General features: G+C 69.8%; 15 protein-coding genes. 11 read left to right on the forward strand and 4 right to left on the reverse strand.

The features are described from left to right. Positions 1-42: 42 nt before the first annotated feature. On the reverse strand, positions 43-1,059 hold the full coding sequence (locus QSV35_RS17680) for an isopenicillin N synthase family dioxygenase (RefSeq protein WP_286290184.1): 1,017 nt from the start codon (positions 1,057-1,059) through the stop codon (positions 43-45). A gap of 176 nt (positions 1,060-1,235) precedes the next feature. Here QSV35_RS17680 and efeU point away from each other — a divergent pair, with 176 nt between their 5' ends. The 6 genes from efeU to QSV35_RS17710 all read left to right on the forward strand — a co-directional run bounded on the left by efeU (position 1,236) and on the right by QSV35_RS17710 (position 7,165). Next, positions 1,236-2,216: an iron uptake transporter permease EfeU gene (gene efeU / locus QSV35_RS17685; RefSeq protein ID WP_286290185.1), complete on the forward strand. Its 981-nt coding sequence runs from the start codon at positions 1,236-1,238 to the stop codon at positions 2,214-2,216. Next, the gene (efeO, locus tag QSV35_RS17690; RefSeq protein ID WP_286290186.1) at positions 2,213-3,442 is read left to right on the forward strand and encodes an iron uptake system protein EfeO; all 1,230 of its coding nucleotides are present in this window, start codon (positions 2,213-2,215) and stop codon (positions 3,440-3,442) included. The genes efeU and efeO overlap by 4 nt, the downstream gene beginning before the upstream one ends. Beyond that, the gene (gene efeB, locus QSV35_RS17695) at positions 3,439-4,728 is read left to right on the forward strand and encodes an iron uptake transporter deferrochelatase/peroxidase subunit (RefSeq protein ID WP_286290187.1); all 1,290 of its coding nucleotides are present in this window, start codon (positions 3,439-3,441) and stop codon (positions 4,726-4,728) included. The genes efeO and efeB overlap by 4 nt, the downstream gene beginning before the upstream one ends. A gap of 16 nt (positions 4,729-4,744) precedes the next feature. Next, complete coding sequence (locus tag QSV35_RS17700) at positions 4,745-5,200, forward strand: GNAT family N-acetyltransferase (RefSeq protein ID WP_286290189.1); 456 nt, start codon at positions 4,745-4,747, stop codon at positions 5,198-5,200. A gap of 109 nt (positions 5,201-5,309) precedes the next feature. Further along, on the forward strand, positions 5,310-6,524 hold the full coding sequence (locus tag QSV35_RS17705; protein WP_286290190.1) for an LLM class flavin-dependent oxidoreductase: 1,215 nt from the start codon (positions 5,310-5,312) through the stop codon (positions 6,522-6,524). Beyond that, the gene (locus QSV35_RS17710; RefSeq protein ID WP_286290191.1) at positions 6,521-7,165 is read left to right on the forward strand and encodes an FMN reductase; all 645 of its coding nucleotides are present in this window, start codon (positions 6,521-6,523) and stop codon (positions 7,163-7,165) included. Before QSV35_RS17705 ends, QSV35_RS17710 begins: the two co-directional genes overlap by 4 nt. Positions 7,166-7,317: 152 nt before the next feature. Here the strand turns inward: QSV35_RS17710 and QSV35_RS17715 are convergent, their stop codons facing one another. Both QSV35_RS17715 and QSV35_RS17720 read right to left on the reverse strand, forming a co-directional pair. Continuing rightward, on the reverse strand, positions 7,318-7,500 hold the full coding sequence (locus QSV35_RS17715; RefSeq protein ID WP_286290192.1) for a DUF5302 domain-containing protein: 183 nt from the start codon (positions 7,498-7,500) through the stop codon (positions 7,318-7,320). A gap of 32 nt (positions 7,501-7,532) precedes the next feature. Beyond that, positions 7,533-8,732, reverse strand: coding sequence for an aggregation-promoting factor C-terminal-like domain-containing protein (locus QSV35_RS17720; protein WP_286290193.1), 1,200 nt, complete (start codon positions 8,730-8,732; stop codon positions 7,533-7,535). 216 nt (positions 8,733-8,948) lie between these two features. Between QSV35_RS17720 and QSV35_RS17725 the strand changes: the two genes are divergently transcribed. The 3 genes from QSV35_RS17725 (at position 8,949) to QSV35_RS17735 (ending at position 13,218) form a co-directional block, all read left to right on the forward strand. Beyond that, positions 8,949-11,216 carry a polyribonucleotide nucleotidyltransferase gene (locus QSV35_RS17725; protein WP_286290194.1) on the forward strand — a complete coding sequence of 756 codons (2,268 nt, stop codon included), beginning with the start codon at positions 8,949-8,951 and terminating at the stop codon, positions 11,214-11,216. 234 nt (positions 11,217-11,450) lie between these two features. Then, positions 11,451-12,521, forward strand: coding sequence for an aldo/keto reductase (locus tag QSV35_RS17730; protein ID WP_286290195.1), 1,071 nt, complete (start codon positions 11,451-11,453; stop codon positions 12,519-12,521). A 94-nt stretch (positions 12,522-12,615) separates the two neighbouring features. Beyond that, positions 12,616-13,218 carry a histidine phosphatase family protein gene (locus QSV35_RS17735; protein WP_286290196.1) on the forward strand — a complete coding sequence of 201 codons (603 nt, stop codon included), beginning with the start codon at positions 12,616-12,618 and terminating at the stop codon, positions 13,216-13,218. Positions 13,219-13,222: 4 nt separating this feature from the next. On the opposite strand, the gene QSV35_RS17740 is transcribed toward QSV35_RS17735, so the two are convergent. Next, entirely contained in the window at positions 13,223-13,699 is a 477-nt protein-coding gene (locus QSV35_RS17740) for a GNAT family N-acetyltransferase (RefSeq protein WP_286290197.1), read from the reverse strand. A 22-nt stretch (positions 13,700-13,721) separates the two neighbouring features. On the opposite strand from QSV35_RS17740, the gene dapB reads away from it, so the two are divergent. Further along, a complete protein-coding gene (gene dapB / locus QSV35_RS17745; RefSeq protein WP_286290198.1) occupies positions 13,722-14,471 on the forward strand; it encodes a 4-hydroxy-tetrahydrodipicolinate reductase in 750 nt (249 codons plus the stop codon). A gap of 13 nt (positions 14,472-14,484) precedes the next feature. Further along, on the forward strand, positions 14,485-14,934 hold the full coding sequence (locus tag QSV35_RS17750; protein ID WP_286290199.1) for a hypothetical protein: 450 nt from the start codon (positions 14,485-14,487) through the stop codon (positions 14,932-14,934). The last annotated feature ends 16 nt before the right edge of the window (positions 14,935-14,950 follow it).

Genomic DNA, 14,950 nt, shown 5'->3' on the forward strand with positions numbered 1-14,950 from the left:
GGGAGGCCTTCGTTCTTGATCCACGCCTCCGGGTGCGGGTGGTCAGGCTGACGGACGACCAGCGAGCAGGTCGGCGTGCCACCGCTCGGCCACATCGGGATGCGCGCGCAGTCGCGACTTCAGCGCATTCTGGCCGTACAGGGAGTGGATGGGGTTCGACGGGTCGTCGGTCACTCCCCGGGCCTGTGCGGCGAGCTCGTCCGACAGCTCGATGAGCGGCAGCGTGCGGTCGAGCGCCGGGTTGAAGAAGAACGGCACGGAGATCCGGTCGCCCGGGAACCGCGGCGAGACCACGCGGTGGTTCGTGGCTTTGAGGTAGCCCTGCGTGGCGTACTCCAGCAGCTCGCCGATGTTCACGACGAACGCGCCGGGGATGGCCGGGGCATCCACCCAGACGCCGTCGCGCTCGACCTGCAGACCGCCCTTGCCCGGTTCGACCCACAGCAGGGTCAGCACGCCGGAGTCCTTGTGCGCGCCGACCCCCTGCTGGGGCTCCGGCTCCGTCGTGCCGGGGTAGCGCACGATCTTGATCAGCGTCGACGGGTCCCCGAAGTGATCGTCGAAGTACGTCTCGGCAGCCCCCAGCGACAGCGCCCACGCGCGCAGCAGCTTGCGGGCGACCCCGGTCAAGTGGTCGTGCCATTCCAGGACGACGTCGCGCAGCTCCGGCTGGGCAGCCGGCCAGAGGTTCGGTCCGATGAGGCGCGCCCAGTCCGGTGCCTCGGGGTCGTCGATCGCGGCGCGCTCGGGGCCGATGTCGATCTGCTCGCGCCAGTCGACCCGCCCCTGTGTGCGCTCGCCGCCGATGCGCGTGTACCCGCGGAAATGCGGGCTCTGCACGTTCTCGATCGCGAGCTTGTCGTCCTCGGGCAGCGAGAAGAAGTCACGCGCAGCGCGATGCAGGCGCGCCTCGAGTTCGGGCGTCACGCCCGTGCCGGTGAGGTAGAAGAAGCCCACGTCGTGGGTCGCGGCGCGCAGGTCGTCGCGGAATCCGGCGGCCGCGTCGGGGCCTTCGTCGAGCCGGGACAGGTCGAGCACGGGAAGGTTCGGAAGCGTCATGGTCCGAGGGTAGGGAGGGATGCGACTCCTGCCGCCTTTTGTTGCCCAGGATGAAGCCGCGGCCTACCCTCCCTCGGTTTGAAGGCCCCGGATGATCCAGGTAAGGTCGTGCTTACTGAGGTTCGCCTTACCTGACTTGGCGGGCCATCCCCTCCCCGCACAGAGAGCAAGAACGCGTGCTCGCAACATTCCTGATCGGCCTGCGCGAAGGCCTCGAAGCCGCGCTGGTCGTCGGCATCCTCGCCGCCTACCTGACGCGCATCGGCCGCCGTGACGTCCTTCCCCGCGTGTGGATGGGCATCGGCCTCGCCGTCCTCCTCGCCCTCGGCATCGGAGCGATCCTCACCTTCGGCGCGTACGAGCTCACCTCGACCGCCCAGGAGGTGATCGGCGGCGTCTTCTCGCTCATCGCGGTCGCCATGGTCACCTGGATGATCTTCTGGATGCAGAAGACCGCCCGCAACATGAAGAAGCACCTCGAGGGCGGGATCGACAAGGCGCTCGCGACGGGCGGGATGTGGGCGCTCGTCGTCGTCGGCTTCGTCTCGGTCGCGCGTGAGGGCATCGAAGCGGCGCTGCTCCTCTGGTCGATGACGCAGTCGTTCGGGAACGCCCCGACGGCGCTGCTCGGAGCCGTCCTCGGCATCCTCGTCTCGGCCGGCCTCGGCTGGCTCCTCGCGAAGGGGATGCTGAAGCTGGACCTGCGCCGCTTCTTCCTGTGGACGAGCGCCTTCCTCGTGATCGTCGCGGCGGGAGTCCTCGCCTACGCGGTCAAGGACCTGCAGGAGGCAGGGGTGCTCGCCGGCCCGTTCTCGGCGTTCGCGCCCATCGTCCCGACGACCGGCGAGGTTGCCGTCGGCTGGGGCGCCTTCCCGTTCGGGTGGGCGTTCGACGTCAGCACGGCCATCCACCCGGGCGATCCTCTCGCGGTGGTCCTGCAGGCGACCGTCGGGTTCATGCCGCAGATGTCGTGGCTCCAGGTCGTCGCGTGGGTGCTGTACATCGCGATCGTCGGCGGCTTGTTCATCCGCGCCCAGGTGCGCGCCCGCCGGCCCAAGGCCGCGGCATCCACGGCCCCCGCATCCGCGCCCACCACCACGAGCATCGGGACGACGCCCGCCGTCGCCGCCGGAGCCACAGCAGAAGGAGTCTCATGACGACCGCGCGCGCCCTCGCCGCTGCCGCCGCCGTGACCGTCGCCGCCGTCGCCCTCTCCGGGTGCGTCGCGAAGGCGGACGCCGCCGCATCCCCGTCGATCTCCGTGACCTCGACCGACACCTCGTGCGACGTCTCGACCGCCACCGCGAAGAGCGGCACGCTCACGTTCGCCGTAGACAACAAGGGCAGCCAGGTGACGGAGTTCTACCTGTTCGCCGAGGACGGCGTGCGCATCGTCGGTGAGGTCGAGAGCATCGCGCCGGGAGCGGCGCGCACCCTGACGGTCGTCGCGCAGCCGGGCAGCTACAAGACTCTCTGCAAGCCGGGCATGGTCGGCGCGGGCGTCGGCAAGGCCGGATTCGAGGTGACCGGCGAGCGCGTGAAGACGGGTGGCGCCGACGCCGCGAGCAAGAAGAAGGCGGTCGACCTCTACGCTGCCTTCGTGAAGGACCAGGTCGGGCAGATGCTGCCCGCCGTCACGCTCTTCGCCACCGCCTACGCCGCCGGCGACGACGCCTCCGCGAAGGCGGCGTTCCCGGTCGTGCGCGGCTACTACGAGCGCATCGAGCCGGTCGCGAGCTCGCTGTCCGACCTCGACCCGAAGATCGATTTCCGGGAGCTCGACGCGCAGGCGGACGGCATGCCATGGACGGGCTTCCACCGGATCGAGAAGGACCTGTGGCAGCCCGCGAAGGACGCCATGAACTCCGACGGATCCACGCCCGCTTGGCAGGACTGGGCGCCGTCGACGCCGGCCGAGCGCAAGACCTACGCCGACGGGCTCGTCGCGAACGTGCAGACGCTGTACGACTACGTGCACGCCGGCGACTTCCAGAAGAACCTCGAGGCCCAGGGTGTCGCGGCCCTGTCCAACGGCGCATCCGCCCTCCTCGACGAGGTCGCGACCGGCAAGATCGAGGGCGAGGAGGACTGGTGGTCGGGCACCGACCTGTACGACTTCACCGCCAACGTCGAGGGCTCGAAGATGGCGTTCTCCCTCGTGCGCGACCTCGCGCAGGCGAAGGACGCGACCTCCAAGGCGCTCGTCGTGAAGATCGACAAGGGATACTCCGACATCGAGGCGAAGCTCGCGACGTACGGTTCCTTCGATGCCGGCTTCGTGAACTACGCGCAGGTCACCGAGGCGCAGCGCCGTGAGCTGAGCGACCTCATCAATGCGCTCGCGGAGCCGCTGTCTCAGCTGACCTCGACCGTCCTGAAGTGAGCGAGCCGGTGCCCGCCGAGGAGTCGGTCGTCCCGCGGCCCGGGCTCAGCCGACGCGGTCTGCTGGGGCTGCTCGGCGCGGGCGCCGGCGGACTCGTCGTCGGCGGCCTCGGGGGTGCGGCGATCGGCGCCGCGGTCGCGACCGCGAACGCGGCCGATGCCACCGGCGTCGTGCATCCGTTCTTCGGCACCCACCAGGCGGGCATCGCGACCCCCGTGCAGGCGAACCTGCACTTCGCGGCGTTCGACATGGCCGACGATGCGACGCGCGACGACCTCATCTCGCTCCTGAAGGACTGGTCGTACGCCGCATCCCGCATGACCCAGGGGCTCGACGTCAGTGCGACGGGAGCCGTGGGCGGCTCGCCAGACGCGCCCCCGGACGATACGGGCGAGGCACTGGGGCTCCCGGCCAGCGCGCTCACGATCACGTTCGGGCTCGGCCCCGACCTCTTCGAGAAGAACGGCGTCGACCGCTTCGGCATCGCGGCACGCCGTCCGGACGCGCTGAAGCTGCTGCCGCGCTTCGTCGGCGATGCGCTGGACCCGGCGGCATCCGGAGGCGAACTGTGCGTGCAGGCGTGCGCCGACGACCCCCAGGTCGCCGTGCATGCGATCCGCAACCTCAGCCGCATCGCGTTCGGCCGCGCGCAGATCCGCTGGTCGAAGCTCGGCTTCGGACGCACCTCGAAGACCTCGAGCGACCAGCTGACCCCTCGCAACCTCTTCGGGTACAAGGACGGCACCGCGAACATCCTCGGCGACGACGAGAGGGCGCTCGACGAGCAGGTGTGGGCGGCGGGTCCGTCATGGCTCGCCGGCGGCTCGTACCTCGTCGTGCGGACGATCCGCCAGAAGATCGAGCCGTGGGATCGCCAGCAGCTCACCGAGCAGGACCGCATCATCGGGCGGTCCAAGGGCGAGGGGGCGCCGCTGTCCGGCGGGACGGAGTTCACAGAACCGGACTTCGCGAAGAAGGATGCCGCGGGGCAGCCCGCGATCGACATGCACGCGCACGTGCGGCTCGCGCATCCGGATTTCAATCACGGCATCCGGCTCCTGCGCCGCGGCTACAACTTCGTCGACGGCAACGATCCGCTCGGGTCGCTCAACGCGGGCCTCTTCTTCCTGTCGTACCAGAGCGATCCGCAGCGCTTCGTGACGATCCAGCGGGCGCTGCGCTCCGACCTGCTGAACGAGTACATCCAGCACACCGGCTCGGCCGTGTTCGCGATCCCGCCGGGCGCGAAGCAGGGATCGTACGTGGGCGCGGGCCTGTTCGCCTGACCCATACGCTGGTCGGATGAGCATCCGAGTGCGCGCGGTCGAGGCCGCGGATCTCGTTCCGTGGTCGACCCTCTACGCGGGGTATCGCGAGTTCTATCGCCTCGACGATGATCCGGAGAAGGTGCGCACCACGTGGGAGTGGGTCTCGACGGGCGCCCTGGGGATGCAGGGACTCGTCGCCGTCGACGAGAACGATGCGCTCGTCGGACTCGCCAACCTGCGCTGGTTCGCGCGGCCGTCGACGGCGACGGTCGGGCTGTATCTCGACGACCTGTTCACGTCGCCGGCGGCACGGGGCACGGGTGCGGGGACCGCACTCCTGCGCGAGGCGGCCGCGATCGCGGCGGATGCGGGAGCCAGCGTCGTGCGCTGGATCACCGCATCCGACAACGCCACCGCCCGCAGCCTCTACGACAGGCACGCGACCGCCACCCCCTGGGTGACCTACGACATGGCCCCTGCAGCCCGCTGAGCTCCAGATCTACCCTGGACTCGGGAATAGAACGCGCACGCCCGCGTTACAGCAGATACATTCATCTGCATATAATTGGATGCATCAGCATCCTGAAAGGCGAGATCTCGTGAGCGAGCAGCAGCAGCCGGCCGTCCAGTTCGGCATCTTCTCGGTGAGCGACATCACCCAGAACCCGACCGACGGGCAGACCCCCAGTGAGGCGGAGCGCATCCAGGCGACCCTCACGATCGCCAAGCACGCGGAGGAGGTCGGCCTCGACGTCTTCGCGATCGGCGAGCACCACAACCCGCCGTTCTGGTCCTCGTCGCCGACGACGACCCTCGCCTACATCGCCGCGCAGACCGAGCGCCTCATCCTCTCCACCGCCACGACGCTCATCACGACCAACGACCCGGTGAAGATCGCCGAGGACTTCGCGATGCTGCAGCACGTGTCGGGAGGCCGCACGGACCTGATGCTCGGCCGCGGCAACACCGGCCCGGTGTACCCGTGGTTCGGCAAGGACATCCGCCAGGGCCTCCCGCTCGCGATCGAGAACTACGCACTCCTGCACAAGCTGTGGCGTGAGGACGTCGTGGACTGGGAGGGCAAGTTCCGCACTCCGCTGCAGGGCTTCACCTCGACCCCCCGTCCGCTCGACGATGTGCCCCCGTTCGTGTGGCACGGTTCGATCCGCACGCCGGAGATCGCCGAACAGGCCGCCTACTACGGCGACGGCTTCTTCGCGAACAACATCTTCTGGCCGCAGGACCACTTCGCCCGCCTCATCCAGCTCTACCGCCAGCGCTTCGAGCACTACGGTCACGGCACCGCCGAGCAGGCGATCGTCGGCATCGGCGGCCAGGTGTTCATGCGCGCCAACTCGCAGGACGCGGTGCGCGAGTTCCGGCCGTACTTCGACAACGCCCCGGTGTACGGCCACGGCCCGAGCCTCGAGGACTTCAGCGAGATGACGCCGCTCACGGTCGGCTCTCCGCAGCAGGTCATCGACCGCTACGCCGGCATGCGCGACGCGTTCGGCGACTTCCAGCGCCAGCTGTTCCTGCTCGACCACGCGGGTCTTCCGCTGAAGACGGTGCTCGAGCAGCTCGACATCCTGGGCGGCGAGGTGGTTCCGGTGCTGCGCAAGGAGCTTGCGAAGAACCGCCCGGCCGAGGTTCCGGACGGCCCGACCCACGCAGCGCTCGTGAAGGCGAAGTACGGGGATGCCGAGGCCCGGCAGCCGCGGCCCGGTGCGAACCGCGGCGACAACCTCGTCGGCGACCGTCCGTACGCAGACACGCCCGCTCCGCAGGGCTCGGCCTTCGGGATCAACCGATGAGCGGCCGCCGGATCGCCGTCGTCTCGGCGGGGCTGTCGAACCCGTCCTCGACCCGCATGCTCGCCGACCGTCTCGCGGCGGCGACGGTCGCCCAGCTCGCCGAGCGCGGGGTCGAGGCGGAGGTCGACACGTTCGAGCTGCGCGACCACGCGCACGACATCACGAACAACATGCTGACCGGCTTCGCGCCGCCGGCGCTCGAGACGATGGTGAACGCGGTCGTCTCCGCCGACGCCATCATCGTGGTCACGCCGATCTTCTCGACGAGCTACTCGGGGCTGTTCAAGTCGTTCATCGACATCCTCGACCCGGACGCGCTGACCGGGAAGCCGGTGCTCATCGGCGCGAACGCGGGCACGGCTCGCCACTCGCTCGCGATCGACTACGCCATCCGTCCGCTGTTCGCCTACCTGCACGCGCAGCCGGTCTCCACCGGTGTGTTCGCGGCGTCGGCGGACTGGGGCGGGCACGGCGACGACGTCGCACCGCTCGCATCGCGCATCGACAAGGGCGCGCGCGAACTCGCCGAGGCGATCGCCGGCCGCGCCGAAGCCGTGTCGACCGACCCGTTCGATCCCGCGAACTATCTCGGCGAAGGCCGCTCGTTCGGCCACCTGCTCGGCGGACTCGCGGGGGAGTAGATCGTCCTCGCGGCCAGCCGGCCCAGTCCCGCGGGCCGTTGAGCGAGCGAAGCGAGTCGAGACGCGGTGAGCCGATCTCGGATCCTCACTGCGTTTCGTCTCGCTCGTTCCTCACCCGCTCAACGATCCGCGGCGCAGATTCAGACGTGATGTCACCCGCTCTTGCGGCGGAACTCGCGCTTGTGACCGGCGCGGCCCTGCGCGTGGTCGACGGACGAGTGGCCGTCGGCGTGGTCGGCGGTCGGGTGCGTGGCGGCGTTCTTCTTGTCGAGGGCCTCCTTGAACTTCCGCTTCATGTCCTCGGACGCGCTTGTGGTGTTCTCGTCGGTACTCATCCCGCCACGCTACCCGCGTCGCGAGCGGAGCCTCAATACCAGTGCGGGTAGACGCTCATCTCGTGACCCCATGCGCCGCACGGTGTGCCGTATCGGCTCGAGATGTATGCCAGGCCCCAGTCGATCTGGGTGTTCCCGTTCGTGCGCCAGTCGGGTCCGGCCGTCGCCATCTTGTCTGCGGGGAGGGACTGCGGGATGCCGTACGCCAGGCTCGACGGATTGAGGGCGTCCGCACGCCACCCGGACTCCATGTTCCAGAGATTCAGCAGGCACTGGAACTGCGCGTCACCCCACCCGTAATAGTGGATCGCGCCGCGCGCGTACGCCTGAGCGGCCGCAGGGTCCACGACCACTCCGCCGCTCGTGAGGTAGGCGCGCGATGAGCTCCCCGATCCGGCTCTGCGAGCCGCGGCCTCCTTCGCCGCCTCGACGGCGGCGAGCTGCGCGCGCACCTGCACGCCGAGCTCATAGCGACGCTGGACATCGGCCGTCGTCCCGCGGAGGACCGCGAGCTGAGCGAGCGCCGTCGCCTCGTGCGCGGAGGCATCCGCCACGGCCGCCTGCTCGGCCTGGTCCGCGGCCTTCGCGGCATCCGCGGCGGCTTGCGCGACATCCGCGAGCTGCTTACGCGCCGCCGCCGCACGCACCGCCTGATCGCGGAGGGATGCGGCGACTCCGGCGGCCGTCACGGCCTTCGTCGACAGCGCCTGCCACACCTGGCCGATCTGCTCCGCCGTGCTCAAGCGGTCGAGGAGGCCCGTAGGGTCCGAGGAGAGCGCGATCTGCAGGGACACGGTGTCGGCCGATGCATCCCGGTACCGCCACGAGGCGACCCGCCCGAGGGCGTCGTGCGCGGTGCGCGCGTCGGCCTCCGCAGCGCCTGCCTGGGCAGCCAGCGCATTCTGGCGATCGGTCGCCGCGGCGAGGTCCGACTGGGCCTTCTCCGAGGCTGCGGCCGCGTTCAGGGCGTTCTGCGCGGCGACCGCGGCGGCGGCCTGCGCCGTCTGCAGCGCGGCGGCGACCGTCTGCGCCTCGGCCTGCTTCGCCGCCTCGTTCCGCATCGCGGCCTGGACGTCGGACCAGGACGGATACTGGTCGGCGGACGATGCCTGAGCGGGCCCCACAGGGGAGACGGATGCCGTGACGACGAACGCCGCTGCGGCGAGGGTCGCGGCGATCGGGCTCAGGCGGGCGGCTGAGGCGCGCCCGCGCGTGGTGCACGAGTGGCGCATGTGACAAGGGTAGCCATCGACCGCCCGCTCCGTAACCCCGCCCGAGAATGCCGGACCCTGCCGGAATATGGCTGATCAGGGCCGCACTGGTAGAGTCTGGAAGGTTGCCCTTGCGGCATCCGTTCGCACATGCTCGCCCGTCACACGGACGGCGCGAGCTTAAATTAGGCCCTCCCCGGGCAGGGGAAGGGTCCAAAGAGGAAAGAGAGGGACCTCTTGGAAGGTCCGGAAATCACCGCAGCCGAAGCCGTCCTCGACAATGGACGCTTCGGAACCCGCACCGTCCGGTTCGAGACCGGACGCCTCGCCCAGCAGGCTCAGGGCGCCGTCGCGGCATACCTCGACGAGGAGACCATGCTCCTGTCGGCCACGAGCGCGAGCAAGTCGCCGCGCGAGGGCTTCGACTTCTTCCCCCTGACCGTCGATGTCGAAGAGCGTTCGTACGCCGCCGGCAAGATCCCCGGCTCGTTCTTCCGTCGTGAGGGCCGCCCCTCGACCGAGGCGATCCTCGTCTGCCGTCTCATCGACCGCCCGCTGCGCCCGTCGTTCGTCGACGGCCTGCGCAATGAGGTGCAGATCGTCATCACCGTCCTGTCGATCGCTCCGGGCGAGTTCTACGACGCCCTCGCGATCAACGCCGCGTCGGCGTCGACCCAGATCTCGGGTCTGCCGTTCTCCGGCCCGATCGCCGGTGTGCGCCTCGCGCTCATCCCGGGCCACGGTGAGCACGCCGACCAGTGGGTCGCCTTCCCGAACGCCAAGCTCCTCGAGGAGGCCGTCTTCGACCTCGTCGTCGCGGGCCGCGTCGTCGTCGACAAGGACGGCAAGGAAGACGTCGCGATCATGATGGTCGAGGCCGAGGCCACGGAAGGCAGCTGGAACCTCATCAAGGCCGGCGCCACCAAGCCGAGCGAAGAGGTCGTCGCGCAGGGCCTCGAGGCCGCGAAGCCGTTCCTCAAGCAGCTCGTCGCCGCACAGACCGTCATGGCGAACACGGCGGCCAAGGAGATCCAGCCCTACCCGGTCTTCCCGCCGTACAGCGACGAGGTCTACTCGTTCGTCGAGGCGCGCGCGCTCGAAGACCTCAAGGGCGTCTACCAGATCGCCGACAAGATCGAGCGTCAGAACGCGGATGACGCGGTCAAGGACCGCGTCAAGGGCGAGCTGCTCGCGGCCGTCGAGGCGGGGGAGCTCCCGGCCGTCGCGACCACCGAGTTCTCCGGCGCGTACAAGTCGGTCACGAAGAAGATCGTCCGCGGCCGCATCCTCACCGACGGCGTCCGCATCGACGGTCGGGGCCTCGCCGACATCCGTCCGCTCGACGCGGAGGTGCAGGTCATCCCGCGCGTCCACGGTTCGGCGATCTTCCAGCGCGGCGAGACGCAGATCCTCGGCGTCACCACGCTGAACATGCTCAAGATGGAGCAGCAGATCGACTCGCTGTCGCCCGTCACGCACAAGCGCTACCTGCACCACTACAACTTCCCGCCCTACTCGACCGGTGAAACCGGCCGTGTCGGCAGCCCGAAGCGTCGCGAGATCGGGCACGGCTTCCTCGCCGAGCGCGCGCTCGTGCCGGTGCTGCCCGGTCGCGAGGAGTTCCCGTACGCGATCCGTCAGGTGTCCGAGGCTCTCGGCTCCAACGGCTCGACGTCGATGGGCTCGGTGTGCGCCTCGACCCTGTCGCTGCTGAACGCGGGTGTGCCGCTGCGCGCCCCCGTCGCGGGCATCGCGATGGGCCTCGTGTCCGACGAGGTCGACGGCCAGACCCGCTACGCGGCGCTGACCGACATCCTCGGCGCCGAGGACGCCCTCGGCGACATGGACTTCAAGGTCGCGGGCACGAGCGAGTTCGTCACGGCGATCCAGCTCGACACGAAGCTCGACGGCATCCCGTCGTCGGTGCTGTCGGCTGCGCTCCAGCAGGCCCACGATGCGCGCCTCACGATCCTCGGCGTCCTGAACGCCGCGATCGACACGCCGGACGAGATGGCGCCGACCGCGCCGCGAGTCATCAGCGTGCAGATCCCGGTCGACAAGATCGGCGAGCTCATCGGCCCCAAGGGCAAGACGATCAACGCGATCCAGGACGAGACCGGCGCCGAGATCTCCATCGAGGAGGACGGCACCGTCTACATCGGCGCGACCGACGGCCCCTCGGCCGAGGCCGCCCGCGCCCAGGTGAACGCGATCGCCAACCCCCACAACCCGGAGGTCGGCGAGCAGTTCCTCGGCACGGTCGTCAAGATCGCGACGTTCGGCGCGTTCGTCTCGCTGCTCCCGGGCAAGGACGGCCTGCTGCACGTCAGCGAGGTCCGCAAGCTCGCCGGCGGCAAGCGCGTCGAGAACGTCGAGGACGTCCTCTCCGTCGGCCAGAAGCTGCTCGTGCGCATCACCAAGGTGGACGACCGCGGCAAGCTGTCGCTCGAGCCGGTGCTCGAGGAGACCGCCGAGGCTCCGGCCGAGGTCGCTGTCGAGGCCTGATCCGTATCACGGACCCGCGCCCGTCCTCTTCCTTCGTGAAGAGGGCGGGCGCGGTGCATTTGTCCCCCGAAAGGAGGACGAATGCGCGCAACAAGGCCGATTCGTGACATAAGCGTTATCGAAAGTTCACCTTTTGTACGTCACAGAGTCCGAATCGGTTCGAGTGCTGCTTTACCCTCTAAGTAGCGCCGGGGGGCGCGATATATCGCACGGTGAGGCCGTGAGGGGGGTGTCATGAGTATCTTCGGTGTCGGTTCTGCCGGATCGTCTCGTGCGTCTCGCACGGTCGTCGAGACCCCTGTGCTCGGCTCTTCGACCGCGGCTTCTCCGGTTCTGCCGATGCATCCGTCGGCCCCGATCCCTGTCGTCGGCCCCGCGATCGGGTCGAAGATCCGCGTTCCGCTCGGCGAGACCGGCATCCAGATCTTCCCGCTCATGCTGGGCGCGGCCGAGTTCGGCTGGAACGTCGACCTCGAGTCGAGCCACGACATCATCGACCGCTATGTGGAGCTCGGCGGCAACGTCATCCACACCGCGGACAGCTATTCCGGCGGTCGCAGCGAGCACATCGTCGGGCAGTGGCTGGCTTCACGCGGGCTGCGTGACGAGGTCGTGCTGGCCGCCCGGGTCGGCGGGCACCCCGACAACCCGGGCATCGGGCCGGTCAATCTCGTGCGCGCCGTCGAAGCGTCGCTCGGGCGCCTGCGCACCGATCGCATCGACGTGCTGTACCTGGATGCGACGGGCGGACGCTCCGCGCTGGAGGACACGCTCGCCACGGCGGAGTGGCTCGTGGACGCCGGAAAGGTCCGCGCCGTCGGCGCCTACGGCTTCACCGCCGCAGATCTCGTGGAGGCCCGCATCCTCTCGTCGGCGGGCTTCCCGCGGATCACGGTCCTCGATGTGCCCTTCAACATCCTGCGTCGCCAGGACTACGACGACGACCTGCGACTCGTCGCGGGCGCGCAGAGCATCGCGGTGACGCCGTCGCACGCCCTCGAGCACGGGTTCCTCGCCGGCGAGCACCGCTCCCGCGGCCGGCTGCCGTTCGGGCCGCGCGGGCAGCAGATCGCCGCCAGCCTCAATCGCCGCGGGCAGCGCGTGCTGCGTGCGCTCGACGGGATCGGCGCCGAGCTCGGAGTGTCCGACAGTGCGGTCGCCGTGGCCTGGCTCCTGGGGCAGCGCACGGTCGCAGCCCCCATCGTGAACGCCTTCACCGAGCGGCACGTGTTCGAGATCATGCAGGGCGCGGGCGTTCGGCTGAGCCGTTCGCAGCTCGCGGAGATCGCGCGCGCGACTGCTTGAGACCCTTTATCCAGACTCCTGACGTAGGCTGGAACGAGTGCCCGGCGATAGGCGGCTGCGGCACTCCCACCCCCCCCCGATGAAGTGAGCTGGCGTGACGCATTACCTGTACCTCGTGCGCCATGGCGAGCATCAGCACGCAGAGCATGGGCTGGCCGACGGCCCCCTGTCGCCGCGCGGCCGTCGTCAGGCGGCGGCCCTGGCCGACCGGCTCTCCGGCGTGCCGCTGAGCGCCGTGTGGCATTCCCCTCTCGAACGGGCTGCGGAGACTGCGCGAGCGGTCGCCGACCGGTTGCCGTCCGTCTCGCCGGAGCCGACGGCGCTCCTGTTCGACTGCGTGCCGACGGGCATGACCCCCGACACGCCCGCGGCTTTCGAGTCGTACTTCGGCAGCGTGACGGAGGACGAGATCGAGGCCGGTTCCGCGCAGATGGCGGATGCGGTCGCCGAGTTCCTCGTGCGCAAGAGCGGTGACGTGCATGAGCTGCTGATCACGCACAACACAGTTATCGCCTGGTTCGTGCGCGAGGCGATGGAGATGCCCGATTGGCGGTGGCTGACGCTCAATCAGGCGCATTGCGGCTTGACCGTCCTGGCGCAGCGCAATGGCCGCCCGTGGAGCCTCGTCACGCACAACGACCTCGGACACCTGCCGTTCGAGCTGCGTACCGGCCTCCCCGAGCTCCCGCCCGTCTGAGCGCTCAGGCGAGGAGCTTCGAGTACCAGCGGGTGGCGTTCGGGTTCTCGTTGAAGCGCGGGATCTCGACGAAGCCCGACGTGCGATAGAGGCCGGCCGCCGCCTCCAGCGAGTGGTGTGTGTCGAGGACGAGCTCCGCCGCACCGAAGGCGCGGGCGCGCTCTTCGAGGCCGTCGAGAAGCAGGCGGCCCCAGCCGCGGCCGCGCGTCTCCAGACGCAGATACACATGCTTGACCTCGTACCGGACCCCGGCATCGCCGTCCGGGATGCGGCGGATGCCGCCGCATCCCACCGGCTCGCCCTCGTCGTCGAGGACCACGACGAAGACGCCTGCGGGGGGCGTGAAGACGGCCGGATCGGGGAATGTGACGGTGTAGACGACCTTCTGATGCGCGAACCCGATCTCACGGGACTGGAAGTACTCGGCGAGCAGCTCGTGCGCCACCGGGTCGTCGACGGGGGATTCGCGCAGGGACACCACGCACTCACTTTAGGCTGGATGCATGACGACACGTGTGGCCATCGTCGGTGCGACAGGAAAGCTCGGCACGGTCATCCGCGACGTCGTCGCCGATGAGCCGGGATACGAGGTGTTCGCGGCGCTTTCGTCGCGGACCGACCTCGCCGAGCTCGACGGCGCCGACCTCGTGATCGACGCGACGACGCCGTCGGTCTCCGGCGAAGTGGTGCGCGCGGCCATCGAGCGCGGCGCCAACCTGCTCGTCGGGACGTCGGGGTGGTCGGCGGAGCGGATCGCGCAGATCCGTCCGCTCGTGGATGCCGCCGGCACCGGCGCCGTCTTCGTCCCCAACTTCTCTCTGGGCTCGGTCATCGGCTCGGCGATCGCGGCGGCCGCCGCATCCTTCTTCCCGTCGATCGAGATCGTCGAAGCGCACAAGGACACGAAGATCGACTCGCCGAGCGGCACGGCCGTGCGCACGGCCGAGCTGATCGCGGCTGCGCGCTCCGAGGTCGGGCCGGTCGCGGCTCCGCACGTCGACCAGCGGGCACGCGGTCAGCAGGTGGCGAGCGTTCCGATCCACTCGCTCCGCCGACCGGGCGTCGTCGCGCGCCAGGAGGTCATCCTCTCCGGGGCGGGGGAGTCGCTCTCGATCGTGCACGACACGCTGGAACCGGCGCTCGCGTATGCCCCCGGTATCCGTCTCGCCCTGCCTGCCGCCCGCGATGCGCGCGGCGTCGTCGTAGGTCTCGACAGCTTCGTCGACCTGCGGATCGGACAGCGGGCGTCGTGAGCGGGCACCGGGCATGAGCGCCCGCATCGGCGTCACCGTCATGGCGGTGCTGCTCGCGCTCTACATCTTCTTCGTCGGCCAGCGGGCGTGGCTGCTGCTCGTGAGCGGACAGCCTCTCGGGATCGTGATGGGGGCGGCGCTCATCGTCCTGCCGATCGTCGCGGCGTGGGCGCTGTGGCGCGAGCTGATGTTCGGCTTCCGCGCCGAGCAGCTCGGCCGGGAGCTCGAGCGCGACCACGCGCTGCCGTCCGATGACGTCGCCCTGCGTCCGAGCGGACGCGTGCAGCGCGCGGATGCGGATGCGGCGTTCCCGGCCTACCGCGACGACGTGCAGGCGCACCCCGACGACTGGCGGGCGTGGTATCGCCTCGGCGTCGCGTACGACGCGGCGGGCGATCGCCGTCGTGCGCGCGAGGCGATCCGCAAGGCCATCGCCCTGCACCGGGCTGCCCGGCACGACTGATCTGCGCTCGCGCGCG

Source organism: Microbacterium candidum (assembly GCF_030315975.1).
In the GTDB taxonomy this organism is placed as follows: domain Bacteria; phylum Actinomycetota; class Actinomycetes; order Actinomycetales; family Microbacteriaceae; genus Microbacterium; species Microbacterium candidum.

What these genes read in the sequence shown, in the direction of transcription:
- QSV35_RS17715 (WP_286290192.1), bottom strand. Translation starts at nt 7,500, where the DNA reads ATGAGTACCGACGAGAACACCACAAGCGCGTCCGAGGACATGAAGCGG.
- QSV35_RS17750 (WP_286290199.1), top strand. Translation starts at nt 14,485, where the DNA reads ATGAGCGCCCGCATCGGCGTCACCGTCATGGCGGTGCTGCTCGCGCTC.
- dapB (WP_286290198.1), top strand. Translation starts at nt 13,722, where the DNA reads ATGACGACACGTGTGGCCATCGTCGGTGCGACAGGAAAGCTCGGCACG.
- efeO (WP_286290186.1), top strand. Translation starts at nt 2,213, where the DNA reads ATGACGACCGCGCGCGCCCTCGCCGCTGCCGCCGCCGTGACCGTCGCC.
- QSV35_RS17720 (WP_286290193.1), bottom strand. Translation starts at nt 8,732, where the DNA reads ATGCGCCACTCGTGCACCACGCGCGGGCGCGCCTCAGCCGCCCGCCTG.
- QSV35_RS17700 (WP_286290189.1), top strand. Translation starts at nt 4,745, where the DNA reads ATGAGCATCCGAGTGCGCGCGGTCGAGGCCGCGGATCTCGTTCCGTGG.
- QSV35_RS17710 (WP_286290191.1), top strand. Translation starts at nt 6,521, where the DNA reads ATGAGCGGCCGCCGGATCGCCGTCGTCTCGGCGGGGCTGTCGAACCCG.
- QSV35_RS17680 (WP_286290184.1), bottom strand. Translation starts at nt 1,059, where the DNA reads ATGACGCTTCCGAACCTTCCCGTGCTCGACCTGTCCCGGCTCGACGAA.
- QSV35_RS17730 (WP_286290195.1), top strand. Translation starts at nt 11,451, where the DNA reads ATGAGTATCTTCGGTGTCGGTTCTGCCGGATCGTCTCGTGCGTCTCGC.